The organism is Klebsiella sp. H-Nf2 (assembly GCF_002806645.1).
Lineage (GTDB): Bacteria > Pseudomonadota > Gammaproteobacteria > Enterobacterales > Enterobacteriaceae > Klebsiella > Klebsiella variicola.
In genome coordinates, this window is record NZ_PIBL01000004.1 from 58,021 (window position 1) to 81,869 (window position 23,849).

Here is a 23,849-nt window from a genome sequence, read left to right on the forward strand (position 1 = left end):
CGCCCCTTAAGCTTGTTTCAGCTGTTGGTGATGGCGACGTTCACCGAGCATCACGATAACCAGCAGGATAACCGCCAGCACGCTGCCGCCGATCATCACCATAAAACCGCCGTCCCAGCCAAAGAAGTCGACGGTATAGCCGACGATGGCGCTCGCCGCCACGGAACCGCCGAGATAACCGAACAGACCGGTGAAGCCCGCAGCGGTGCCGGCAGCTTTTTTCGGCGCCAGTTCCAGCGCATGCAGACCGATCAGCATAACCGGGCCGTAAATCAGGAAGCCAATGACGATCATACAGGCCATATCGACGCCCGGATTCCCCGGCGGGTTGAGCCAGTAAACAACGGTGGCGATGGTCACCAGGGTCATAAAGAACACGCCGGTGGCGCCGCGGTTGCCTTTAAACACTTTGTCCGACATCCAGCCGCACAGCAGCGTGCCCGGGATCCCAGCGTATTCATAGAGGAAGTAGGCCCAGGAGGATTTATCCAGCGCGAAGTGCTTCACCTCTTTCAGGTAGGTTGGCGACCAGTCCAGAATGCCGTAGCGCAGCAGATAAACGAAGACGTTAGCCACCGCGATGTACCACAGCAGCTTGTTCGGCAGAATGTATTGCATAAAGATCTGCTTCGCCGTCAGCTCTTCTTCGTGCTTTTCGCTATAGTCATCCGGATAGTCGTTTTTATACTCTTCAATCGGCGGCAGACCGCAGGACTGCGGGGTATCGCGCATCATCGCAAAGGCAAAAATCGCCAGCAGGATCGCGCCGAACGCCGGCATATACAGCGCCGCGTGCCAGTCGTTAAACCACGCCATCCCCAGCAGGAACAGCAGCGGCGGAATACCGCCGCCGACGTTATGCGCACAGTTCCACACCGAGACAATTCCGCCGCGCTCTTTCTGCGACCACCAGTGCACCATGGTCCGCCCGCACGGCGGCCAACCCATCCCCTGGAACCAGCCGCACAGGAACAGCAGCACGAACATGATCATGATGCTGGAGGTGGCCCACGGGACAAAGCCCATCACCAGCATCACCAGCGCGGCGAGGATCAAGCCGGCCGGCAGGAAAATGCGCGGATTCGAACGGTCAGAGACCGAGCCCATGATGAATTTCGAAAATCCGTAGGCGATGGAGATGCCGGAAAGGGCGAAACCGAGGTCGCCACGGGAGAAGCCCTGCTCAATCAGATAAGGCATCGCCAGGGCAAAGTTCTTACGAACCAGATAGTAAGCGGCATAACCAAAAAAGATGCCAATGAAAATCTGCCAGCGTAATCGACGATACAGCGGGTCGATCTCCGCTGCTGGCAAACGCGCTTTATGCGCGGCGGGTTTAAAAATACTTAACATATCAGCCTCCGTGGCCCTTGCTGTTTTCTACTGACGTCACGACAAAATCCCAGATTAATCACCCACTTCAAATATGGTCGCGATGGTAGGCAATACGTAGAGTTGATACTGTGAAACATCGCACAATTTGTTACAGAAATATGACAAAACGTTCCATTGTGAGCACAAAATCACATAACACGCTCAAATAACGCGCGAATATGCTCGAAATCAAACAATAACCTTACCGATTGTGGCTAAATGGCGTTAAACGAAAGCAGAGGAGCTGAAGATGACGGGACGCCTTGATAGCGAGGTCATTATCATCGGCGGCGGGGCAACCGGCGCCGGCATTGCCCGCGACTGCGCCCGACGCGGATTACGGACGCTATTAATTGAGCGCCATGATATCGCCACCGGGGCCACTGGCCGTAATCATGGGCTGCTGCACAGCGGCGCTCGCTATGCGGTGACCGACAACGAATCTGCCCGCGAATGCATCAGCGAGAACCGTATCCTGCGCCGCATCGCCCGCCACTGCATCGAACCGTCCGGCGGTCTGTTTATTACCCTGCCTGAAGATGACCTGGCGTATCAGCAGACTTTTATCAGCGCCTGCCAGCAGGCCGGCATTGAAGCTACCCCGCTCTCCCCGCAGGAAGCGCTGCGCCGGGAGCCCGCCGTCAACCCGACGCTGCTGGGCGCGGTGCAGGTTCCGGACGGCACCATCGACCCGTTTCGCCTCACGGCGGCCAATATGCTCGACGCCCGCGAACACGGCGCGCAGATCCTCACCGGCTGCGAAGTGACCGGCCTGCTGCGCCAGGGCGATCGCGTCTGCGGCGTCCAGGTATATGACCGTCAACTTCACCAGGCGCGTACCCTACACGCCGGGGTGGTGGTCAATGCCGCCGGGATCTGGGGACAGCGCATTGCGGAATATGCCGACCTGCGCATCACCATGTTCCCGGCGAAGGGATCGCTGTTGATCCTCGACCACCGGATTAACAACCTGGTGATCAACCGCTGCCGTAAGCCGGCCGACGCCGATATTCTGGTGCCCGGGGATACCATCTCGCTGATCGGTACCACCTCAATGCATATTCCTTATGACGACATTGACGACAACCGGGTAACGACGGCGGAAGTCGATACCCTGCTGCGCGAAGGCGAAAAGCTGGCGCCGGTCATGGGCCGCACCCGGATCCTCCGCGCCTACTCCGGCGTCCGCCCGCTGGTGGCCAGCGATAACGATCCCAGCGGGCGCAGCGTCAGCCGCGGCATCGTCCTGCTGGACCATGCCCAGCGTGACGGTATGGAAGGCTTCATTACCATCACCGGCGGCAAGCTGATGACCTATCGCCTGATGGCCGAGTGGGCCAGCGACGCCGTCTGTCGTAAGCTGGGAAACACCACCCCTTGTTCCACGGCCGAGACGCCGCTGCCCGGTTCACAGGAGCCAACGGAAAGTACCCTGCAAAAAATTATCTCCCTCCCCACCCCGCTGCGCGGCTCCGCCGTCTACCGTCACGGCGATCGCACTCCGGCCTGGCTTGGCGACAGCCGCCAGCACCGTAGCCTGGTCTGCGAATGCGAAGCCGTTACCGCTGGCGAAGTGAAATACGCGGTGGAAAACCTGGCGGTCAACACCCTGCTCGACCTGCGCCGCCGCACCCGGATTGGCATGGGCACCTGCCAGGGGGAACTCTGCGCCTGCCGCGCTGCCGGACTGTTGCAGCGCTTTAACGTCACCACGCCCGCGCAGTCATTAACCCAGCTATCGGCGTTTCTCAATGAACGCTGGAAGGGCGTTCAGCCCATCGCCTGGGGCGACGCGCTGCGCGAAAGCGAATTTACCCGCTGGGTCTATCTCGGCCTGTGCGGACTGCCACAGGAGCACCAGGATGAAGTTTGATTGCGCAATTGTCGGCGGCGGGCTCGCCGGCCTGTTGTGCGGGCTGGCGCTGAATCAGTACGGCCTGCGCAGCGTCATCATCAGCCGCGGGCAGAGCGCGCTGCATTTTTCCTCCGCGTCGTTAGACCTGCTCTCGGTGCTGCCCAACGGCGATAACGTTACTGACGTCGCGCAGGGGCTTCAGCAACTCGCTGAACAGCTTCCTGAACACCCTTATTCCCGGCTCGGCGCCGAGGCGGTACTCGAATACGCGACACAGACCGAAGCGCTGTTGGCCGCCTGCGGCGCGGTGATGCAGGGCGACGCGCGCCAGCCTCACCGACGGGTGACGCCGCTGGGGACGTTGCGCCCGGCATGGTTGTCACCACAAGAGGTTCCGCTGGCGCCACTGCCGCAGCAAGGCGTCTGCCTGGTGGGGATCAGCGGCTTTGCCGATTTTCAGCCGCATCTCGCCGCCGCTGCACTCGGGCAAACCGGCATCACCGCCGTGGCGGCGGAAATCGAACTACCGCTGCTGGATGTGTTGCGTGACAACCCCACCGAGTTTCGCGCCGCTAACATCGCCCGCGTGCTGGATGATGAGAATCTATGGCCGGCCCTGCATGCAGCGCTGCTGCCGCTGGCGCAGCAGCATGACCTGCTGATCATGCCCGCCTGTTTTGGCCTCGCCGACGATCGCCTGTACCGCTGGCTGCAGACGCGTCTGCCCTGCCCGCTGCGTCTGCTGCCGACGCTGCCGCCTTCGGTTCCCGGAATGCGTTTGCATTCTCAGCTGCAACGCCAGTTCATTCGCAGCGGCGGCACCTGGCTTGCTGGCGATGAAGTGGTGAAAATCAGCCATCGACAGGGCGCCGTCGAGGCCGTTTGGACGCGAAATCACGGCGATGTCGCGCTGCGTCCGCGTTTCACCGTGCTGGCCAGCGGCAGCTTTTTCAGCAACGGTCTTGTCGCCACTCGCGATAGCGTGCGCGAGCCGATCCTCGGCCTCGATCTACAGCAGACCCTGCCACGGGAAAGCTGGTACCAACGCGATTTCTTCGCCTCACAACCGTGGCAGCGCTTCGGCGTGAAAACCGATGCCCTGCTGCGCCCCCTGCTGGGCGGGCAGCCGTTCCATAATCTGTTTGCCATCGGCTCATTGCTCGGCGGGTTCGATGCCATTCAGCTCGGCTGTGGCGGCGGTGTCTGCGCCGTTACCGCGCTGCACGCCGCCGGACAGATCCACGCCCTTGCCGGAGGCCGGCCATGAACGATACCCGTTTTGAAAGCTGCATTAAGTGCACGGTCTGTACCACCACCTGCCCGGTAAGTCGGGTCAATCCACGCTATCCCGGCCCGAAACAGGCGGGGCCGGACGGCGAACGCCTGCGTCTGAAGGATGGTGCGCTGTACGACGAGGCGCTGAAGTACTGCATTAACTGCAAGCGCTGCGAGGTTGCCTGCCCGTCGGATGTGAAAATTGGCGATATCATTCAACGCGCCCGGGCACAGTACGGCCAGCAAAAGCCAACCCTGCGCGACGCCATCCTCAGCCATACCGACCTGATGGGCACCCTTTCCACTCCCTTTGCCCCCCTGGTCAACGCCACGACCGGTTTAAAACCGGTGCGCCGCCTGCTCGACGCGGCGCTTAACATCGATCACCGGCGTACGCTGCCGAAATATGGCTTCGGCACCTTCCGCCGCGCTTACCGCCAGCTCGCGGCCAGACAGGCGCAGTACCCTGAGCAGGTGGTCTTCTTTCATGGCTGCTACGTCAACTATAACCATCCGCAGCTGGGTAAGGATCTGATCCGCGTCGTCAACGCGCTGGGTACCGGCGTGCAGTTGTTATCGAAGGAAAAATGCTGCGGCGTGCCGCTGATCGCCAACGGCTTTTTTGACAAGGCGCGTAAACAGGCGCAGAGCAACGTCGCCGCGATGCGGGAAAACACGCTGCCGATCATCGCCACCTCCTCGACCTGTACCTTTACGCTACGTGATGAATACCCCCATCTCCTCGATGTCGACAACAGCGATCTCCGCGATCGGGTGGAGCTGGCCACCCGCTGGATCTGGAAACAGCTGGATGCCGGCAAGACGCTACCGCTGCGCCGGCTGCCGCTGAAGGTGGTCTATCACACCCCGTGTCATATGGAGAAAATGGGCTGGTCGCTGTATACCCTTGAGCTGCTGCGGCTGATCCCCGGCCTGCAGCTGGAGGTGCTGGATTCACAGTGCTGCGGCATCGCGGGCACCTACGGGTTTAAAACTGAGAATTATGCGGTATCCCAGGCTATCGGCGCCCCACTGTTCAAACAGATTGAGGAGAGCGGGGCCGACATCGTCGTGACCGACTGCGAGACCTGCAAATGGCAGATTGAGATGTCCACCAGCAAACGCTGCGAGCATCCGCTGACGGTACTGGCGCAGGCGCTCGCCTGAGCCCAGCGCCAGCCTCCGCCATCAATAGCTAATAGCTCGCTTTCTCCTGCGGCTGGGCGCTGACAGCTTTAAACATCGCCAGCCGGCGGTCCAACGCCTGGGTATACAGCATGGTATCCACCCCGACGGCGACGAAGTTGGCCCCCCAGGCAAGGCATTTTTCCGCCATCGCCGGGTCGACCGCCAGAAATCCGGCCGCTTTCCCCGCCGCGCGAATGCGCCGGATGCTCTGCTCGATCACCCGCTGCACGTCAGGATGGCTGGCATCGTCCGGGTGACCCAGCGAGGCGGAGAGATCCGCCGGACCGATAAACACCCCGTCAATGCCGTCAACCTCGAGAATCGCGTCCAGATTCTCCAGCGCGGTTCGGCTCTCAACCTGAATCAGCAGACAGAGTTCGTCATTCGCCTCCGCCATATAATTCTCCACCCTTCCCCAGCGCGCCGCTCTCGCCACGCCGGCGCCAACACCGCGGCTACCGATGGGCGGATAACGGGTCGCCGAGACCACTTCCCGCGCCTGCTCGGCGGTATCGACCATCGGCACCAGCAACGTTCTGGCGCCAATATCCAGCACCTGTTTTATCAGGCTGCGGTTGCCCTCGACCGGACGAATGACCGGCTGGCTGGCGTAGGGGGCGATAGCCTGGAGCTGATGATAAAGGTCCTGAATCGTGTTCGGCGCATGCTCGCCGTCGATCAGCAACCAGTCGTATCCCGAGGTCGCGGCGATCTCGGCCATGTAGGAGGAGGTCGAGCTCAGCCACAGGCCGATTTGCGTCTCGCCGCGCAATAGTCCCCGTTTAAAGGGGTTAGATAACAGTGCGTTCATCGCGATTCCTTAAATTAATGCTGTACGCTGCCGCGCTGGGGGACCGCGCGGGTGAGGCTTAATGAGAAGATGATGATCACTCCGACGATAGCGACGCCGGCCAGAGTTAACAGTCCGGCGGCGCTGCTGGCGAACAGGGTTTCGGCCTGCACGCGCACGATCGGCGCCAGAAAGCCGCCGATAGCGCCAAAGAGGTTAACGAAGCCAATCCCGGCGGCCAGCGCCGTGCCGGACAGCAGTTGCGTCGGCATCGTCCAGAAGACCGGCTGCACGGCAATCACCCCAACCGCCGCCACGCACAGCGCGATGATAGCCAGCACCGGCGCCACCAGTCCGGAAACCGCAATCCCGACCGCCGCCGCCAACAGCGTCAGCGCGGCAATATTGCGCCGCTCGCCGGTGCGATCGGAGTAGCGAGGGATAAGCCAGGTGCCAAACAGCGCTGCCACCCACGGGATAGCCGTCACCACCGAGGCAACGAAGCCAACTTTAGTGCCCAGCAGCGCAGCAACCTGGGTGGGCAGGAAGAAAATCAGGCCATAGACCGCCACCTGAATGGTCAGATAAATCAGCGCCAGCTGCCAGACCCGCCCGTTACGTAATGCATCGGACAGGCGCGAGGTGATCTTTTTCTCCTCCTCACGCGCCAGCTCGCCGATCAGCGCCTGTTTCTCCTCCATGCTCAGGAAGCGGGCACGCTGCGGCGAGTCGTCCAGCCAGAAGAACGTGAACGCTCCCGCGGCGACGGCGAGCAGGCCTTCAATCACAAACATCCAGAACCAGCCAGGATGGCCCATCAACCCATGCATCTCCAGCAGCGCACCGGATAAAGGCGATCCCAGCGTCAGGGCCAGCGGTGCCCCCATATAAAACAGCCCCATAATGCTGGCGCGGTTTTGCTGGGGAAACCACTGCGAAGTGAGGTAGATCATCCCGGGAAAGAAGCCCGCCTCCGCCGCGCCAAGCAGGGTACGCACCAGAAGAAACTTCGCTTCAGTGTCCGCCCAGGCCATCGCCGCCGACAGCACGCCCCACAGCAGCGTGGTGCAGCCGATCCATCTCCTGGCGCCAAATTTGCGCATCAGCAAATTGGCAGGCACCCCGAGAAAGGCATAAACCACAAAGAAAATCCCTGCCCCCAGCGCGTAGGCTTCGTTACTGAGTCCGGTATCGAGCTGGTACGTCTCCTTGGCAAAACCAATATTGGAACGGTCAAGAAACGCCAGCACGTACAGCGCCAGCATAAAGGGGATTAAGCGGGCGCGGTTTTTCTTCACCACGCTCTCCAGCAGAGTGTTACTCATCATAATATCCTCAGGCGCGGGCCGCCCGGCGGCCCGATGCAATCAGTGTTGATAAGGACGCTTCAGGTTGCAGTCGCGATTGAGCTCGACGCCAAAACCGGGTTTATCCAGGACCGATTTATGAATGCGCCCTCTCTCCGGCACCGGCTCGCCGAGCAGGATCGGGTCGAACTGCGGACGCAGCGTGGCGCAGTCCGGGCTGGTCATCAGAAACTCGCTGAACGGCGTGTTGGTGAAGGTGATCACCGCATGATGTGAGTACACCGACGAGCCGTGAGGCACCACCAGCTGCCCGCGCGCTTTGGCGATGGCCGCGATCTCCACCAGGGTGGTTAAGCCGCCGCACCAGCCGACGTCGGGCTGCATAATATCGATGCCGGTTTCCGACAGGGTGCGGAAGGACTGCAGTGTGCCGTGGTGCTCGCCGCTGGTCACCATCATCCCGGCCGGCGCCTGGCGCTTCAGCTCGCGATAGCCTTCATACTGCTGCGGCGGCAGGCACTCTTCGATCCACTTGAGGTTATAAGGGGCACAGGCATGGGCAAGTTTGGTGGCATAGTTAACGTCCTGGCTCATCCAGCAGTCCAGCATTAACCAGAAATCCGGGCCGCACTTTTCACGCATGTCAGCCACCATGGCGACGTCTTTGCGGATCCCGGCGTCACCATCGTGCGGCCCCCAGTGGCTGGGCATTTTACCGCCGATAAAGCCCATCTCCTGCGCCAGGTCCGGACGCGCGCCGGTAGCATAGAACTGAATTTCGTCGCGCACCGCCCCGCCCAGCAGTTTGTAGACCGGCAAGCCGACCACTTTACCGAACAGATCCCACAGCGCCAGGTCGACACAGGAGATGGTGTTCATCACCAGGCCGCCGGATCCCGCGTAGTAAAGGGTGGCGTTAAGCATCTGGTCATGGATCAGCTTGATATCGCTGACGCATTTGCCTTCGATAAAGCGGTTGAGATGTTTTTCCACGATAAAGCAGCCCATCTCCCCGGCCGTCGACACCGCAAAGCCGGTCTGTCCGTTGTCGGCTTCCACTTCCACAATCAGCGTGCCCAGCACGTTGATGCCAAAAGACTGGCGGGACTGCTCATACTCTTTATATTTGCTCATCGGGGTGGCGATATGATCGTCAATCCAGTGGTTAGCCCCCTGGTCGTGGTAATCGCCGCCGCCGGCGCCCTGCTCTGCCGTCGCGCCGCCAATAAACCAGGCGCGGACATGTTTAATTTTCGGTAGGGTCATGGTGTTCTCCTTATGATGAGGCGTGTTGTTCAAAGGGGCTTTTCCACCCCAGCAGACGGGAAATATCTTTCGCGCAGGCAATCGCCTTACCGGCCAGATAATCGCGATTGTCTTCATTGATTTGCAGACGGGTGCCCACCACCGAGATGGCGGCGGTCAGGTCGTTATTGGCGTTAAACACCGGCGCGGCCACGCAGCGCACATCGGGATAGTCCTCGCCATTATCAAAGCTCCAGCCTCGGGCGCGAATGCGCCCCAGCTCCTCCCGCAGCTGTTGAGCATCGGTGATGGTCGTTGGCGTGGCCCGCTCCCATTGCAGGTCTTCGATAATCGACGCCTGAACGCTGGCGGGCTGCCAGGCCAGCAAACATTTGCCGATCCCGGAGCGGTAAAGCGACAGGCTCTTACCTTCGTGCGAACGCACGCTAATGGTGGCGGGGGATTCAATTTTCAGAATGTAGTAGGCGTTACCCTGATCGATGATGCCCAGATGGCAAAGCAGGCCGCACTCGTCCATCAGCCGGGTGAGGCGCGGACGCGCCAGCTCGCGCAGGTCCATTTTGCTCAGCGCCTGCCCGGCCAGCTCCACCAGCTTGGTCCACAGGCAGTAGTTATCCTGATTATCCATACTGATGAAGCGCTGTTTTTTCAGCTCGCCCAGCAGCAGATAAACCGTGCTTTTCGGGATCCCCAGTTCGGCAATGATGGTGGCTGCGCTGCAGGGGCCAATGCGGCTGATTAAATTGAGGATCTCAATCGCGCGGGTCAGCGCCGGGACTTTCGTTGATTCCAACATACTGGACTCCAATCCTGAATACTGGAATCAGTGTTGCGATTGTGCGGGCGGTAAAGTGTGAGCGATATCGCGGGGCAATCGTTTTCCCGTATGCTGGACCATCCGCTGTAGATTATTGCGACTTAACGCACAGAATTTTTTCAGGAGAGTACAACAGGCTGGACGACCGACGCCCCGGTAAAACCAGGGCGCCGGGGGAATGACTTACAGCGAGAGGGAATCCACCACGTTAATCCAGCCGTGTTCGCTGGCCAGCGGTTGACCATTCAGCCAGCGACGCAGCATATTTAATGCCATCATGGCGCAGACTTCCTGGCGTACCGCCAGGCTGTGGCGGGTGACGCTAAACTTCACGCGCAGCGCGAAGGTGCCGTCAGGGGTGGCAAGGGCCACATTGAGGTGATTGTTCTCCTGGCCGCTCACCGCCAGGGCCAGACCGGCAAAATGGTTTATGCGCCGCTCGGCCGCCCAGCGAGCCGCCTGCGCCAGCGTCTCCTCCTGCGCCGGGACCACTTCGCTGGCCAGCAGCGGCGCACCGGCGCGGGATAGCTGTAGCGCCAGCAGGCCGCCGGTAAACTGCTCGCTGAGCGTCAGACTTAGCTGTCGCTCCTGCAGGCAGCGCGCAATCTGCGCCGGTAATCCTTCTGTTCCTTCGAAAATCAGGCTGTCGCCAGCCACCTTGCGGACTTCCGGCCACAGGGCCAGCATAGCGTCGCGCTGGTCAGCCGGTCCGGTTAGCTTGAGTTCAATAATCGGCATCGACGAGCGGTAGCCCATCACCACGCCCGGGGGCAGCGTCAACGGATTGAGGCTTTGCGCCAGCTCGCTCTCCGAGCGGCCAAAGGTGGTCAAACGCAGGCATACCGGTGGATCTGGCAGCGTAAAGCGCTGACGCAGACGCGGTAAAATCTCCTGCTCGACCATCACCTTAAATTCAGAAGGTACACCGGGGGTGAAAAACATCAGGCAGCGGTTGAGCTGGATAGCAAAGCCACAGGCCGTGCCGACCGGGTTATTGATCATCTCGGCGCTGGCGGGGATTTCCGCCTGCTTGCGGTTACTTTCCGCCATCGGCCGCCCGCGTTCGGCAAAGAAGCGGGTTATCGTCTCCAGCCACTCCGGATGCAAAATAAGCCCTTCGCCTTTCGCGGTAGCCGCGGCCAGCGCGCTCAGGTCGTCGCTGGTCGGCCCGAGGCCGCCGTTGACGATCAGCACATCGGCTTGTTCGCTGCGTTCGCGCAGAATCGCCACCAGCGCATCGAGATCGTCACCGACGGTATTGCGGCGCGTTAACGGTAACCCCTGATTAAAAAAGAAATCCGCCAGCCATGCTGCATTGGTATCAACGATTTGACCATGCAACACTTCATCGCCAGTGGACAGCATTTCCACATTCAACATTGCTCACTCCTTGCCTGCCAGATGGCAAATACTATAACGCAAAGCGGGATGCTGACGAGGAGGAAAATCTGGCGCGGCAAGAGGATACCGCGCCGGAGGAGATTAGAAGCTGGCGCTGGCGCCGATGTACGGGCCGTCGGCGATGGTGTTATCGCGGTTGCCATCTTTGCCCGCCAGGTTCAGATAGCGATAGCCTGCCTGGATGCTGAGCGGACGCATGATGGTCCAGCTGGCGCCGACGTTAGCTTCCTGATAGCTGTCAATGCCGCTGGAGAGGGAATCCGGAGAGTAGTAGTAATCGCCGTACAGGCGGAAGCTGTCGCCGATTTTCCACTGCAGGCCGCCGCCGACCGCTGCCGCATAGCCTTCATCGCCCTGTTTCGGATTGGTGTAAACGCCTTTGCCGCCTACGGTCGCGAGGAACGGCCCCAGCGGAATATTGAGTCCCAGGCCTAAACCCGCGGCGTCGCCGTCGTTATCGCTGTGCAGCCAGTTACCGGAGATGGCAAGGCCGGTAGACTCCGTGCCAAACCCGACGCCAAGATTGGTGTAATGCTCGCCTGCTTCACCGGTAACGCTAATCGCATGGGCCGCGGAAGAAACCAGCATGACGCCAGCCAGCGCCATAAAAATGCTTTTTTTCATTATTTACTCTATCCAGAAAATTAAAATCAAAGAAGTCCCGAAAAAACCTGAAAATTCTACTGCGCACCCGTCAGGAATCAATGACCTGGCGAAATGATTTTTCACAAGAGTGTAACCAGGTGCGTTTTTTTACGGCATCGGGCGTTGCCAGAATGACGAACAGCCCATTCAGCGCCATGAATATTCATGTTTATTATGATTAACGCTGATGCATTGACGAAAACAGGGAACTGACGCCGCACGATCGGCGCGGCGCGGTTGAAAAGGAAATAATTAATGCTGCAGCAGAGCCAGGCGCTCAGGTGCCAGACCGGTCAGTTTCGCTACCAGGGGCAGGTCAAGCCCGTTAGCGATCATCGCCCGGGCGATACGCTCCGCGGTCTGCTGCTCACCTTGCTCGATACCCTGCTCGATACCCTGCTGTAGGCCTTGTTCGAGGCCTTGCTTTAACCCTTGCTGATGGCCGCGATCTTCCAGAAACTGGGCAATATTCATGAGCGTCTCCTTATGCGGCCGCCGGGGTACGCTTTGCGCAAGATGGCGCAAAAAAGCGACCGGATCGGCGGCATTTCCTGCCTGTAACAGATAGTGCAGCAGCGTCTTTAGCTGCCTGCGGCTAGTGTATCCCAGTGCTAACAAGCTGACCAGTTGCTCGTGCAGGTCCATCATGTCACGCTGGCGAATATGCTTTTGCAGTAGCTCCAGCATCGCGACTCGCCGGTGGCGCATGATTTCATTGTCCGGAGTGGTCGTGATGTCGATTACGTGAAAATCCTTGCTATAAATCTGTCGCGCAACGTCCGGATCGGCAAAGCCTGCCAGCCAGCACATCGGGTAAGGCCAGGGCGAAACGCTGCCATGATAAAACAGCAGAGGGATAACCAGCGGCAGCTGCGTATGCCCCTTATCCAGATGGCGCTGCATCGCGGCGATGGCATAGCGCATCAGGCGAAACGCCATGTGGCGGTCCGCTGAACTTTGATGCTCAATCAGCAGATAGATATAGCCCTCACCCACCTGGGTGTGTAGCGAATAGAGGATATCGGAATGACTCGCCCGTAGCTCATCGTCAATAAAGCTCCCTGACTCCAGTTGCAGCGTATTCAGGTTGCATAACGCGCGCAGCGGTGCGGGGAGATGAATGTCAAGGAAGTCCTTTGCCGTCGCCCGGTGCGACAACAGGTGTTTAAATACGGCGTCATGCGGGGAATGGGGCGCCCTTTCCATGGCGAAACTCCATGCGATTATTTTCACCTAACTTAACACCCAACAGGGCCAGGGCCGCATTTCGCTTGCGGTTTACCGAGGCGGCTCGCAAACTATTTCATCGGCATACCGCCCCACCCCTGTGAAGGAGAAAAACCATGCGCCAAAGGACGATTGTTTGCCCGCTTATCCAGAATGAAGGCCATTATCTGCTCTGCAAAATGGCCGCCGACCGCGGGGTTTTTCCCGGGCAATGGGCCTTATCCGGCGGCGGCGTGGAGCCAGGGGAGCGTATTGAAGAGGCGCTGCGGCGGGAAATTCGCGAAGAGCTTGGCGAAAAACTCATCCTTACCCATATCGCGCCGTGGAGCTTCCGCGACGATACCCGCGTAAAAACTTACCCCGATGGTCGGCAGGAAACGATCTATATGATCTACCTGATCTTCGACTGTGTCAGCGCCAATCGCGACGTGACGATCAACGAGGAGTTTGACGAATACGCCTGGGTCAAAGCCGAAGATCTCAAAAACTACGATCTTAATGCCGCCACCCGCGTTACTCTCAGCCAGAAAGGGCTACTTTAGTCCAGCATACCGCGTTCAACCCACCCGGCGTTATGTCGCGGGATATGGCGGGTGGCTACGATACCGTAGTATACGTCTGCTGTCTGGCCCACTCGCGCAGCGCCTGGCGGGAAATCTTAATCCCACCGTTCTTTAACGTGTCCGGCAGCCGTAGCCAACGCACTGGCTGCTGAAAGCGCGCTAACCGCTCAGCGCTCCATGTCGCCAGCACGCTCAACTCGCAGCTGTCATCGCATTCCACCACCGCGACCGGGCATTGACCGTATTCGACATCATCCAGCGGTACAATGAACGCCTGTTGTACCTGCGGATGGGCGAGTATCACGCGCTCGACCTCTTCCGGTTGAATACCTTCGCCACCGCTAAAAAAAAGATTATCCAGTCGCCCAACAACCGTCAGCCGACCATTGTGTAACTCCCCGCGATCGCGCGTCGCAAACCAGCCTTCATCATTGGTTAATGGCAATAGCTGACCATCGCGCCAGTAACCCGCCGCCATACTCGACGCCCGCAGCCAGATCTCGCCGGCGACAATTTTCACCTCCCGCCCCGGCAGCGCTTCGCCCACATCCGCCTCGCCGTCGGCCTCCTTGGCACAGACCGTGGAAGCGAATTCGGTGAGGCCGTAGCCGCAGAAGCTGCGTATCCCCTGCGCTCGCGCCCTTTCGGTCAGGTCGACGGGGATCGCCGCGCCGCCAAGCAGCACCGCCTTGAGGGAAAGCGCAGCATCAGCATTCAGCAGGCGCCATAGCTGAGTCGGTACCAGTGAAGCATGGGTACAGCCCTGCAGCATCTGCGCCAGCGGTTGCTTGTCGCGCACCGTCAGCCGCGCGCCAGCCAGCAGCCAGCGCCAAATGATCCCCTGCCCGGAGACATGAAACAGCGGCAGCGACAGCAACCAGTCGTCTTCTGCGGCAAACGGCATCAGCGCCAGCACGCCAGCGGCGCTGGCCAAATGGGCGCGGGCGCTATGTACCGCCGCCTTCGGCAAGCCGGTTGAGCCGGAGGTCAACGTCATCGACACCAACCGTTCGCCATGCCAGCAAAGGGCATGGGCGCCTTCGGCCGCCTGCAGAGTTAACGCGGGTAAATCCCCCGGCAGCGCAGCGCCGTTAAGCACCAACTGATGCTGGACGGTTAACGCGGGCAGCAGCGCCTCCAGCAACACCGCTGGCAGCTGCGGATTCAGCGGCAGCACCCGCGCCCCGCACTGCAGCAATGCCAGCCAGGCGAGTAGCGTCTCCGGCTGGTTGTAGGCCCGGAGCGCCACGCCCTGACCTTCCATAACGCCCTGCGCGGCAAAGCCGGCCGCCAGCGCGTCAACCTGCGCGCATAGCTCACGCCAGGTAAGTAGCCGATCGTTCAGGCGTAACGCCTGCGCCTCACCGCGTAACTGCCGCCAGTGGCGCCAGGGCCAGTCGGAAAACATCACAGCAGTGGCTCCAGCGCATCAATGTCGATCATCGGCAGCGTACTTTCCGGCCACGGCCGTACCAGTTGGGCGCTCATCAGCGCCAGGGTGTCGAGTCCGGGGATGGTCTGCGGCGTCAGCCAGGCGGCAACCCGCGCCAGCTGGGTTAACCCGAGGCTGGACTCGATTGACGAGCTAATCACCGCGCTCAGCCCCAGGGCGTGTGCCGCGGCGACCTGTTGCTGGACCTTTTGTAAGCTGCCGGTCAGCGTCGGTTTGATGACCACCGCACGCACGCCAGGCTCGGCGACAAAGCGGAAATCCGCCTCGCGCAGGCTTTCATCCCAGGCGATAGCGATCCCCGTCTCTCGGCTAAAGGCCCGCGAGTCCTCCCGCGTTTTGCAGGGTTCTTCAAGAAACGCAATGCGTTGGCGATACGCGGGATTGACGTATTTGGCGAACTGCTGCGCTTTAAGCGGCGTCCACGCCCGGTTGGCATCCAGCCGCAGCTGGAGATCGGGGATGGCTTCCAGCAGCAGATTAACCACCATGCCGTCGCGTACCGCCTCCCACAGCCCCACTTTCACCTTAGCGACTTTCTCGCCGGGCATCGCCGCCAGTTTGGCGAACAGCTCATCCGGATCACCGGAACAGAGCGGCGCCGCGCGATAATCCGCTGCCTGCGGTAGTTCGCCGTAAAGCTCCGCCTGCGCGCAGCTAATACCAAAAGCGACAGAAGGCAGTGTGGGAAGCGGCGGTTCCGCGCCGTCGCGCCAGGGCTGCGCCCACGCCAGCAGCGCCGTTTGCGCGTCTTCCAGCGTCTCGTCACTGAATCCCGGCAGGGGAGAAATTTCCCCCCAGCCTTCGCGTTCATCCTCCTGCAGGCGGATGAACAGCCCGTCGCGGGTTTTTAACCGCCGTTCGCGTAGAACCACGCCCGCGTCCATTGGTATCTGCCAGCGGTAAACCTGCGAAACGCGCATTATGGATTCCGTTTAAATTTGCTGAAGTCCGGCTGACGTTTCTGGTTGAAGGCGTTGCGCCCTTCCTGCCCTTCTTCCGTCATGTAGAACAGCATGGTGGCGTTGCCCGCCAGCTCCTGCAGACCGGCCTGGCCGTCGCAGTCGGCGTTCAGCGCCGCTTTCAGGCAGCGCAGCGCCATTGGGCTGTTTTGAAGCATTTCACGACACCAGCGCACGGTCTCTTTTTCCAGATCCGCCAGCGGTACCACGGTGTTCACCAGCCCCATGTCCAGCGCCTGCTGGGCGTCATACTGACGGCACAGGAACCAGATTTCGCGTGCTTTTTTCTGCCCGACGATACGCGCCATATAAGAAGCGCCCCAGCCGCCATCAAAAGAGCCGACTTTTGGCCCGGTCTGGCCGAAGATGGCATTGTCCGCCGCGATGGTCAGATCGCACATCATCTGCAGCACGTGGCCGCCGCCGATAGAGTAGCCGGCCACCATCGCCACCACCGGTTTCGGGCAAGTGCGGATCTGGCGCTGGAAGTCGAGCACGTTGAGATGGTGAACGCCGGAGTCGTCCTGATAGCCGCCGTAGTCGCCGCGAACTTTCTGGTCGCCGCCGGCGCAGAAGGCTTTCTCGCCTTCACCGGTCAGCACGATGACCCCGATATTGTCGTCATAGCGGGCATCCGCCAGCGCCTGAATCATCTCTTTGACGGTCAGCGGGCGGAAGGCGTTGCGCACCTGCGGACGATTGATGGTGATTTTGGCAATCCCGTCAGTCGATTTTTGATAACGAATATCGGTATAGCCTTCTGAGCAATCGTGCCATTCAACGGGGGCGTAAAGCATTGCTTCATCAAGAGAGATCATAGAATGTCCTTCAGTTAACTTGCCAGAATCTGCGCCAGACAGGCAATCACCGCGGCGGGGTTGTCCCGGTGCGCGTTGTGTCCGGCATGGTGAATGATATGGGTATCGGCAGCGAGCGCTTGCGCGATGGCGCGAAACTTCGCGTCGCGTTCGCCGCAGAGGTAGTGAAAAGGAAAATCGCGAGCCTGCAGAGGCGCGCGCAGATCGGCCTGCCCGGCAAGGGAGGTTGCCTGCAGCATCGCCGCCAGCGTGGCGCCGTTATTGCGGCTACGTAAGGCAACCAATGACGCGCGCTGCACCGCATCCAGTGAGGCAAAAACCGGTTGCTGATACCAGTCGGCGAAGACCTGCGCTAACGGTTCGCGGCGAAAACGTTCTGCCCAGGCGCGGTCATTGCTGCGTCGCGCCAGCCGCGCCTCTTCATCCTGCAGGCCCGGGTGTCCGCCCTCGACAATCAGCCCGCGCAGTCCCGCACGCGGCTGGCAGGCGAAGTTCATCGCTACGCGGCCGCCCAGCGAGTAACCAATCAGCCAGTAGCTAAGGATGTTGTAACTATCAAGCGTACCCTGTAGCAGAATATTGACCCCGGCAAAGTCCTGTACCGCGATATCCGCGGAGCCGCCGTGGCCCGGCAGATCGAGATACAGACGCGGCCAGGCGGGAAAAGCGTCACCCACTTCACGCCACTCGTCGCGGTCGCCGGAAAACCCGTGCAGGAACACCAGCCAGGGATAGCCCGGCTGCCCGCCCTCAACCACTGCGTTTAGCGTCACAGGCGGCTTACCTGCGCCAGCAGCTGCTGGAGAGTCTGCGTGCCGTCGGTCTCGTTAACCGCCAGCTCAATCACCGTCGCCCCCGCCCTGCGCCAGGCGCCGGCTAGCGCTTCATCCAGCGACTGCCAGTCATCAGGGCAATGATAGGCCAGGCCGAACATCGCCGCCGCGTGGCTGAAATCAACATCCTGCGGCATTAAGTAGAACTGGCGACGCTCGTCCTCCGGCGTCGGTAGCATGGAGAAAATCTGTCCGCCGTTGTTATTCACCACGATCAGCACCAGCGGCGCCGACGCCTGGCGCAGCAGGGCCAGCGAGTTGAGATCGTATAAGGCCGACAGATCGCCGACGATCGCCAGCGTCGGCCGCGCACTGGCGCGCTGCACGCCGGCGGCGGTGGCGATTAAACCATCAATCCCGCTGGCGCCGCGGTTGCTGTAAACCGGATACCCGGCCGGTAGCTGCGCCAGGGCGTCGATCAGGCGCACCACCAGGCTGTTACCGACAAACAGTTGCCCCTGCTCCGGCAGATAGCGCCGAATACGCTGCGCCAGCTGCGCTTCGCCAAAAGGCTCATTGCTGGCAACCGCCGCCTCCCACGCCTGATGGGACAGCTCAGGGATCACCGTCGCCCACGGCTGACGTTTTTCCGCCGGATGCAGCTCAAGCCAGCGCTCAACGCTGGCGAGCAGACGGCGGCCGCGGTGCTGCGCCGGGTCGAGGCGGCCTGGCAGATTATCCACCAGCCAGTATTCATCCGGCTCGCAGGTGGCCTGCCACTGGAGGACGCGTTTGCCGGTCAGGCTGCTGCCGAGCTGCACCACGATCTGCGCCTGTGCCAGCTCGCCGACCGCTTTACCGTTGCCCAGCCACAGGTCGGCGCACGGCAGCGGCTGCCCGGTTTGCGACAGGACATCGCCAATCAGCGGCCAGCCCAGGGTTTGCGCCCACTCGGCCACTTTTTTACCTTCAGCCGCGCTCATTCTGCCCGCCACGACGACGCCGCGTTTTTGCCGCCAGAAGAACCAGTCGCGCTGTTTCTCACTCTCCATCTGTAGCGCCTGACGCAACCAGGGTTTATCGCTCTGCCACCAGTTGCCGAGCTGCTGCTGCCACTCCACGCCGGTCTCATCCATATCGCCATACAGCGGTTCGGCGAACGGGCAGTTGATATGCACCCCGCCGGCGTGCAGCTCGCCCAGCGCCTGGTCGATGGTCGAGACCAGCCAGCGGGCAGGAATATCCTGCGAGGGACGTGGCAAGGAGATCGTTTGCGAAGGGTGAGAAGCAAACATCCCCGGCTGGCGGATCGCCTGATTGGCGCCGCAGTCGATCAGCTCCGGCGGGCGATCGGCGGTCAACAGGATCAGCTTTTCACCGGTCAGCCCCGCCTCAATCAGCGCCGGATAGAGGTTCGCGGTGGCGGTGCCGGAGGTGACTATCACCGCCACCGGCTGCCGGCTGGCCTTCGCCAGGCCGAGCGCCAGATGGCCGAGACCACGTTCATCGAAATGGGTGTGATGGATAAAGGCGCGGTTTTCCGCCGCCGCCAGGGTTAAGGGTGTCGAGCGCGAGCCCGGCGCGATGCAGATATGCTGCACGCCATGGCGCGTTAAAGCTTCCAGGATCACCGCCGCCCAGCGTCGGTTAAATGCGCTTACTGACATGAAATTGTCCGGTATCAAATATTGATGCTAAGTATAGATAAGGCAAAGTGACGACGTTTTGATATGCATCGTCATTCCCGCCTTATGGACACAGCAGCGAGCGCAGCCCGGCCGCTTTGTTGTCAATCTCCTGCCACTCCTGCTGCGCATCGGAGCCGCTGACGATCCCCGCCCCGGCATACAACCGCAGGGTGTCGTGGTCCACTTTCGCCGAACGTAGCGCCACGCAAAACTCGCTTTGCGCCAGCGACAGATAGCCGGCGGACCCGGCATACCATTCGCGGGCAAAGGGTTCATGGCGCTGAATGAACGCCAGCGCCGCCCGACGCGGCAGGCCGGCCACCGCGGCGGTGGGCTGCAGCTGCAGCAGACAGCGGCTGTCGTCAGGCTCCGCCAGCTCGGTCCAGATACAGCGTCTGAGATGCTGTACCTTACGTAGCCTCACCACCTGCGGCGGCAGGACGTCCAGCGTCGAGGCCTCACTCTGCAGGCGCTGGCAGATATCCTCCACCACCAGCATGTTTTCCCGCTGGTTTTTGTCGTCTTTCATCAACCAGTCGGCCAGTTGCTGCGCCTTCGCGTCTTCCTGATGGTTCGCGACGGTTCCGGCCAGCGCTTCGGTGCGCAGCAGCGCGCCGCGCCGGCGCCACAGCCGTTCCGGCGTGGAACCGAAAAATGCCTGCCGGGCATTGAACGCCATCAGGAAATGAAAACAGTTAAGATTGCTGCGGCGGCTGGCCGCCATGATGCTCACGGCGTCCAGCGGGGCGGCAAACTGCAGGTCGGTTGCCCGCGCCAGCACTACTTTATCCATCTCACCGGCACTAATCGCTCGGGTCGCTCGCGTGATCATTGCCTGCCACTGAAGATAGTCGGATGAGTGGCGCTCGCTCAGCAGCGGCGGTATGGCGCCGGGTGTCGCCTGGGCGGTGGTCAGGCTGGCGAGAAAATCGCACGCCGTCGCGGCATCGTCGCGCAGAGAGATATCACTGTGGAGTACCAACCGCAGCACGGCCCTACCGCCGCACCGACGCCACTCCAGACGCGGCAGCACCAGGTTACCCTGCTGCGGTTCAAACGCATTCAGGCCGCAGATGCGCAGATCCTGCTGCCCGGTCTGGCGTAAAAAGCGGTTGGCCGCGTCGAGCGAGGGAAAGGTTTTTACCGCCCCCAGCGTCGCCAGCTCTTCATCGCCATTGCGCTGCTGCCAGTAAAACTGCGGCCACTGCGTCTGCTGGCCACACCACAGCAGCGGATCGAAGGCATCATTCAGCGGAAAGGTAATATCGATAATTCGCGTGCCGGGCGAGTCTGGAAAAGACTCACCCAGGCCGTCTTGCAAACGGGCCAGCGCAGTGGAAACAGACAGCACGCAAACCTCCACGGTAGTAAAACCCCACATTATAAGGGGTTCGACGGCGGAATAGCAGTACCCATGACGAGGGAGCGGATTTTATCTTACCCGCCCGCCAGGCCAGAATCGTATTCGGACGCAGGAATTAAGGGGTCAGACAGCGCGGTTTTCTCGCGCCATTCCGATGTGGGGGATGCCGTCCTCATCATAGACTTCGGTCACTGGCGTAAAACCGAAGTGGGCGTAAAAAGATTGCAGATGTGCCTGTGCCCCGAGGTAAATTGCCTTTTGTGGCCAGTGCTGCTGACAGCTGGCCAGCGCCTGCTCCATCAGCTGATAGCCAAGCTTCTCACCGCGGGCGGCCGGGCTGACGATGACCCGGCCAATCACCACCGGCGCAAACTCCTCTTCGCTTTTGAGGATCCGCGCGTAGGCCAGCAGTTCGCCATCGCGCCAGCCGAGCAGATGGCGATTTTCACCGACCAAATCATCGCCGTCGACATCCTGATAGGCGCACTGCTGCTCCACGACAAAGACTTCACTGCGCAATTTCAGCAGCGCATACAGCTGGGGAATGGAGAGTTCACTATGGTGGAGATCCTGCCAGGTCATCATCTGTAGCTCCTTATTGATATACTGATACTTTGCGACTCGCCCTGAGGACACTGGACGATGGAATTAACTTTTTTAGGAACATCCGCCGGGGTGCCGACCCGTACGCGTAATATGACGTCGATAATACTGAATTTGCAACAACCCACCAGCGCTGAAATGTGGTTGTTTGACTGCGGTGAAGGGACCCAACATCAGTTTCTTCGCACGCCCTATCACCCCGGCAAACTGAATAAAATTTTCATCACTCATCTGCACGGCGACCACCTGTTCGGCCTGCCCGGCCTGTTGTGCAGCCGCTCGATGCAGGGGAACTCTCTGCCCCTCACCCTCTACGGGCCAAAAGGGCTCAAAGAGTTTGTTGAGACCGCGCTGCGTCTGAGCGGTTCGTGGACCGATTATCCGCTCACCATCATCGAAGTCGGCCCCGGACTGGTGTTCGACGAAGAGGGCTATCGGGTGACCGCATTCCCGCTAAGCCATCCGGTGGAGTGCTACGGCTATCGCATTGAGCAGCATGACAAGCCCGGCACGCTCGACGCCGCCCAGCTGATTGCCGATGGCGTGCGCCCGGGACCGCTGTTCCATCAACTCAAGCTTGGTCAGCGCGTTGAGCTGGAGGATGGTCGGGTCATTGATGGCAGCCGCTATCTGGGGCCGTCGACGCCGGGTAAAACACTGGCGATTTTTGGCGATACCGCCCCCTGCCCGCAGGCGCTGGAGATGGCTCGCGGGGCGGATGTGATGGTCCACGAAACCACCCTTGAGCAGGCGATGGCGGAGAAAGCCAATAGTCGCGGCCACTCCTCAAGCCAGCAGACCGCGGCACTTGCCAAAGAAGCGGGGGTCGGCACGCTAATCGCTACCCACTTTAGCTCGCGCTACGATGCCGAAGGCTGCCTGCGTATGCTGGCGGAATGCCGGGAGATTTTCGCCAATACGCTACTGGCGGAAGACTTTATGGTCTATCGGCTGGCGTAAACCGCAGGCATAAAAAAACCGCCGACAAGTCGGCGGTTGATTCAGTTCACCAACAATTGATTACATCAGCGGCGTCGCCAGCTGCACGATACTAATCAGCGGCTGCGGCCAGATACCGAGCACCAGCACCAGCAGGGCAGAGATCAGCACCACGATACCGCCAGCGCTGTACTGCCAGTTCGACGGCGCATCGCGGTTCAGTTGCTCCGGTGCGCTCAGGTACAGACTCACCGCCACGCGCAGGTAGTAGTAGAGACCAATCGCCGAGCCGACAACCACCGCGGCAACCAGCCACCACAGGTGCGCATGCACACCGACGGCCAGCACGTAGAACTTACCGATAAAGCCGAGAGTCATCGGGATACCGGCGAGGGAAAGCATCATCACCGTCATTACCGCGGACAGAATCGGACGGTGCCAGAACAGACCGCGGTAGGAGAACAGCGAATCCGCATCCGGGCCGCGGTACGGGCTGGACATCAGGCTGACCACGCCGAACGCGCCGAGGCTGCTGAACAGGTAACCGGCCAGGTAAACGCCCACGGCTTCCATCGACATTTCACCGCTCTGCAGGGCGATCAGCGCCACCAGCAGATAACCGAGATGGGAGATGGAAGAGTAACCAAGCAGACGCTTAATGTTAGTCTGGCTCAGCGCCATCAGGTTACCGAAGATGATAGAGGCGAAGGCGATAAGCCCCAGCACCACGCGTACCGCTTCGCTGTTGCCCACCGGCATGTACAGGAACAGACGCATCACTACGCCGAAGATGGCAATCTTGCTGGCGGTCGCCAGGAAGGTGGATACCGGCGCAGGCGCGCCCTGGTAAACGTCCGGCGTCCACAGATGGAACGGCACCAGCGACAGTTTAAAGCCAAGACCGACAATCATCAGACCGAGGCCCGCCAGCAGCAGCGGCTCGTGCAGCGTATTGTCCGCCAGGCTTTTGCCCAGCGCGAGGAAGGACAGGTTGCCGGAATTCGCGTACACCAGCGCCATACCGAACAGCAGGAAAGACGAGGCTGCCGCGGAGAGGATGGTGTATTTGATGCTCGCTTCCAGCGAACGTTTCTGGCGGAAGGCGTAACCGACCAGGCCGAACAGCGGTAGCGAAATCAGTTCGATACCGAGGAACAGCGCCGCCAGATGATTCGCACCGGCCAGCAGAATGCCGCCCAGCGCGGCGATCAGCACCAGCAGGTAGAACTCTTCTTTGTTGTCCTTGTAACCCTCAAGCCACGGGTAGGCGAAAGTACAGGTCGCGAGGCTCGCCAGCAGCACCAGCCCGGTGTAGAGCATGGCGTAGCCGTCAACGCGGATCATCGGCGTGACGTCCATCGCCCCATTCTGGCCGACGAACCAGAGCGAGACCAGCGCAGCGTTAAGCCCGAGAACCGACAGCGTGGCATTGAGAAAATGATTGCGTCGCCACGCAATGGAGAGCATCACAACCACCACCGTCAAGCCGACGATCAGCAGCGGTAGCAGTGCGATCAGTTGTTGTGGAGTTATTGTCATGGCGAA

21 protein-coding genes are annotated in these 23,849 nt (G+C 60.7%); 5 read left to right on the top strand and 16 right to left on the bottom strand.

What is annotated here, in order from left to right:
• Positions 1–6 precede the first annotated feature (6 nt).
• Positions 7–1,353 carry a glycerol-3-phosphate transporter gene (glpT, locus tag CWM58_RS12530; protein WP_100631088.1) on the bottom strand — a complete coding sequence of 449 codons (1,347 nt, stop codon included), beginning with the start codon at positions 1,351–1,353 and terminating at the stop codon, positions 7–9.
• Positions 1,354–1,624: 271 nt separating this feature from the next.
• On the opposite strand from glpT, the gene glpA reads away from it, so the two are divergent.
• Genes glpA through glpC form a run of 3 tightly spaced genes read left to right on the top strand, consistent with a single transcriptional unit; the run spans position 1,625 to position 5,671 of the window.
• Positions 1,625–3,247: an anaerobic glycerol-3-phosphate dehydrogenase subunit A gene (glpA, locus tag CWM58_RS12535; protein ID WP_061153814.1), complete on the top strand. Its 1,623-nt coding sequence runs from the start codon at positions 1,625–1,627 to the stop codon at positions 3,245–3,247.
• On the top strand, positions 3,237–4,496 hold the full coding sequence (gene glpB / locus CWM58_RS12540) for a glycerol-3-phosphate dehydrogenase subunit GlpB (protein ID WP_061153813.1): 1,260 nt from the start codon (positions 3,237–3,239) through the stop codon (positions 4,494–4,496). The genes glpA and glpB overlap by 11 nt, the downstream gene beginning before the upstream one ends.
• Positions 4,493–5,671, top strand: coding sequence for an anaerobic glycerol-3-phosphate dehydrogenase subunit GlpC (glpC, locus tag CWM58_RS12545; RefSeq protein WP_100681038.1), 1,179 nt, complete (start codon positions 4,493–4,495; stop codon positions 5,669–5,671). The genes glpB and glpC overlap by 4 nt, the downstream gene beginning before the upstream one ends.
• A 28-nt stretch (positions 5,672–5,699) precedes the next feature.
• Here glpC and yfaU read toward each other — a convergent pair whose 3' ends face one another.
• From yfaU to CWM58_RS12580, 7 genes are all read right to left on the bottom strand, one after another.
• Positions 5,700–6,503: a 2-keto-3-deoxy-L-rhamnonate aldolase gene (yfaU, locus tag CWM58_RS12550; RefSeq protein ID WP_100681039.1), complete on the bottom strand. Its 804-nt coding sequence runs from the start codon at positions 6,501–6,503 to the stop codon at positions 5,700–5,702.
• Positions 6,504–6,517: 14 nt separating this feature from the next.
• Positions 6,518–7,807 (bottom strand): MFS transporter, encoded by a 1,290-nt coding sequence (locus CWM58_RS12555; protein WP_100681040.1) that lies wholly within the window; start codon positions 7,805–7,807, stop codon positions 6,518–6,520.
• A gap of 42 nt (positions 7,808–7,849) precedes the next feature.
• Complete coding sequence (gene rhmD / locus CWM58_RS12560; RefSeq protein ID WP_100681041.1) at positions 7,850–9,055, bottom strand: L-rhamnonate dehydratase; 1,206 nt, start codon at positions 9,053–9,055, stop codon at positions 7,850–7,852.
• Between the two features lie 10 nt (positions 9,056–9,065).
• A complete protein-coding gene (locus tag CWM58_RS12565; protein ID WP_100681042.1) occupies positions 9,066–9,851 on the bottom strand; it encodes an IclR family transcriptional regulator in 786 nt (261 codons plus the stop codon).
• A gap of 204 nt (positions 9,852–10,055) precedes the next feature.
• Positions 10,056–11,252: a nicotinamide mononucleotide deamidase-related protein YfaY gene (locus tag CWM58_RS12570; RefSeq protein ID WP_061153807.1), complete on the bottom strand. Its 1,197-nt coding sequence runs from the start codon at positions 11,250–11,252 to the stop codon at positions 10,056–10,058.
• A 102-nt stretch (positions 11,253–11,354) separates the two neighbouring features.
• On the bottom strand, positions 11,355–11,897 hold the full coding sequence (locus tag CWM58_RS12575; protein ID WP_061153806.1) for a YfaZ family outer membrane protein: 543 nt from the start codon (positions 11,895–11,897) through the stop codon (positions 11,355–11,357).
• Between the two features lie 273 nt (positions 11,898–12,170).
• The gene (locus CWM58_RS12580) at positions 12,171–13,124 is read right to left on the bottom strand and encodes an Rpn family recombination-promoting nuclease/putative transposase (protein WP_061153805.1); all 954 of its coding nucleotides are present in this window, start codon (positions 13,122–13,124) and stop codon (positions 12,171–12,173) included.
• Between the two features lie 137 nt (positions 13,125–13,261).
• Here CWM58_RS12580 and nudI point away from each other — a divergent pair, with 137 nt between their 5' ends.
• Positions 13,262–13,687, top strand: coding sequence for a nucleoside triphosphatase NudI (gene nudI / locus CWM58_RS12585; RefSeq protein ID WP_074387952.1), 426 nt, complete (start codon positions 13,262–13,264; stop codon positions 13,685–13,687).
• A 55-nt stretch (positions 13,688–13,742) separates the two neighbouring features.
• Here the strand turns inward: nudI and menE are convergent, their stop codons facing one another.
• The 7 genes from menE to CWM58_RS12620 all read right to left on the bottom strand — a co-directional run bounded on the left by menE (position 13,743) and on the right by CWM58_RS12620 (position 21,347).
• Positions 13,743–15,119, bottom strand: coding sequence for an o-succinylbenzoate--CoA ligase (gene menE, locus CWM58_RS12590; RefSeq protein WP_100681043.1), 1,377 nt, complete (start codon positions 15,117–15,119; stop codon positions 13,743–13,745).
• Positions 15,116–16,081, bottom strand: coding sequence for an o-succinylbenzoate synthase (menC, locus tag CWM58_RS12595; RefSeq protein WP_100681044.1), 966 nt, complete (start codon positions 16,079–16,081; stop codon positions 15,116–15,118). The genes menE and menC overlap by 4 nt, the downstream gene beginning before the upstream one ends.
• Positions 16,081–16,938: a 1,4-dihydroxy-2-naphthoyl-CoA synthase gene (menB, locus tag CWM58_RS12600; protein ID WP_100681045.1), complete on the bottom strand. Its 858-nt coding sequence runs from the start codon at positions 16,936–16,938 to the stop codon at positions 16,081–16,083. The genes menC and menB overlap by 1 nt, the downstream gene beginning before the upstream one ends.
• A 14-nt stretch (positions 16,939–16,952) precedes the next feature.
• The gene (menH, locus tag CWM58_RS12605; RefSeq protein ID WP_100681046.1) at positions 16,953–17,711 is read right to left on the bottom strand and encodes a 2-succinyl-6-hydroxy-2,4-cyclohexadiene-1-carboxylate synthase; all 759 of its coding nucleotides are present in this window, start codon (positions 17,709–17,711) and stop codon (positions 16,953–16,955) included.
• The gene (gene menD / locus CWM58_RS12610) at positions 17,708–19,378 is read right to left on the bottom strand and encodes a 2-succinyl-5-enolpyruvyl-6-hydroxy-3-cyclohexene-1-carboxylic-acid synthase (RefSeq protein ID WP_100681047.1); all 1,671 of its coding nucleotides are present in this window, start codon (positions 19,376–19,378) and stop codon (positions 17,708–17,710) included. Before menD ends, menH begins: the two co-directional genes overlap by 4 nt.
• Before the next feature lie 82 nt (positions 19,379–19,460).
• On the bottom strand, positions 19,461–20,750 hold the full coding sequence (menF, locus tag CWM58_RS12615) for an isochorismate synthase MenF (protein WP_061153799.1): 1,290 nt from the start codon (positions 20,748–20,750) through the stop codon (positions 19,461–19,463).
• A gap of 135 nt (positions 20,751–20,885) precedes the next feature.
• Complete coding sequence (locus CWM58_RS12620; protein WP_100681048.1) at positions 20,886–21,347, bottom strand: GNAT family N-acetyltransferase; 462 nt, start codon at positions 21,345–21,347, stop codon at positions 20,886–20,888.
• A gap of 57 nt (positions 21,348–21,404) precedes the next feature.
• Between CWM58_RS12620 and rnz the strand changes: the two genes are divergently transcribed.
• On the top strand, positions 21,405–22,325 hold the full coding sequence (rnz, locus tag CWM58_RS12625) for a ribonuclease Z (protein ID WP_061153797.1): 921 nt from the start codon (positions 21,405–21,407) through the stop codon (positions 22,323–22,325).
• A 60-nt stretch (positions 22,326–22,385) separates the two neighbouring features.
• Here the strand turns inward: rnz and nuoN are convergent, their stop codons facing one another.
• Positions 22,386–23,843, bottom strand: coding sequence for an NADH-quinone oxidoreductase subunit NuoN (gene nuoN, locus CWM58_RS12630; RefSeq protein WP_008803951.1), 1,458 nt, complete (start codon positions 23,841–23,843; stop codon positions 22,386–22,388).
• Positions 23,844–23,849 lie beyond the last annotated feature (6 nt).

Excerpts from the sequence above, each read along its gene's own strand:
- glpT (WP_100631088.1), bottom strand. The coding sequence starts at position 1,353 with ATGTTAAGTATTTTTAAACCCGCCGCGCATAAAGCGCGTTTGCCAGCA.
- glpA (WP_061153814.1), top strand. The coding sequence starts at position 1,625 with ATGACGGGACGCCTTGATAGCGAGGTCATTATCATCGGCGGCGGGGCA.
- glpB (WP_061153813.1), top strand. The coding sequence starts at position 3,237 with ATGAAGTTTGATTGCGCAATTGTCGGCGGCGGGCTCGCCGGCCTGTTG.
- glpC (WP_100681038.1), top strand. The coding sequence starts at position 4,493 with ATGAACGATACCCGTTTTGAAAGCTGCATTAAGTGCACGGTCTGTACC.
- yfaU (WP_100681039.1), bottom strand. The coding sequence starts at position 6,503 with ATGAACGCACTGTTATCTAACCCCTTTAAACGGGGACTATTGCGCGGC.
- CWM58_RS12555 (WP_100681040.1), bottom strand. The coding sequence starts at position 7,807 with ATGAGTAACACTCTGCTGGAGAGCGTGGTGAAGAAAAACCGCGCCCGC.
- rhmD (WP_100681041.1), bottom strand. The coding sequence starts at position 9,055 with ATGACCCTACCGAAAATTAAACATGTCCGCGCCTGGTTTATTGGCGGC.
- CWM58_RS12565 (WP_100681042.1), bottom strand. The coding sequence starts at position 9,851 with ATGTTGGAATCAACGAAAGTCCCGGCGCTGACCCGCGCGATTGAGATC.
- CWM58_RS12570 (WP_061153807.1), bottom strand. The coding sequence starts at position 11,252 with ATGTTGAATGTGGAAATGCTGTCCACTGGCGATGAAGTGTTGCATGGT.
- CWM58_RS12575 (WP_061153806.1), bottom strand. The coding sequence starts at position 11,897 with ATGAAAAAAAGCATTTTTATGGCGCTGGCTGGCGTCATGCTGGTTTCT.
- CWM58_RS12580 (WP_061153805.1), bottom strand. The coding sequence starts at position 13,124 with ATGGAAAGGGCGCCCCATTCCCCGCATGACGCCGTATTTAAACACCTG.
- nudI (WP_074387952.1), top strand. The coding sequence starts at position 13,262 with ATGCGCCAAAGGACGATTGTTTGCCCGCTTATCCAGAATGAAGGCCAT.
- menC (WP_100681044.1), bottom strand. The coding sequence starts at position 16,081 with ATGCGCGTTTCGCAGGTTTACCGCTGGCAGATACCAATGGACGCGGGC.
- menB (WP_100681045.1), bottom strand. The coding sequence starts at position 16,938 with ATGATCTCTCTTGATGAAGCAATGCTTTACGCCCCCGTTGAATGGCAC.
- menD (WP_100681047.1), bottom strand. The coding sequence starts at position 19,378 with ATGTCAGTAAGCGCATTTAACCGACGCTGGGCGGCGGTGATCCTGGAA.
- CWM58_RS12620 (WP_100681048.1), bottom strand. The coding sequence starts at position 21,347 with ATGATGACCTGGCAGGATCTCCACCATAGTGAACTCTCCATTCCCCAG.
- rnz (WP_061153797.1), top strand. The coding sequence starts at position 21,405 with ATGGAATTAACTTTTTTAGGAACATCCGCCGGGGTGCCGACCCGTACG.
- nuoN (WP_008803951.1), bottom strand. The coding sequence starts at position 23,843 with ATGACAATAACTCCACAACAACTGATCGCACTGCTACCGCTGCTGATC.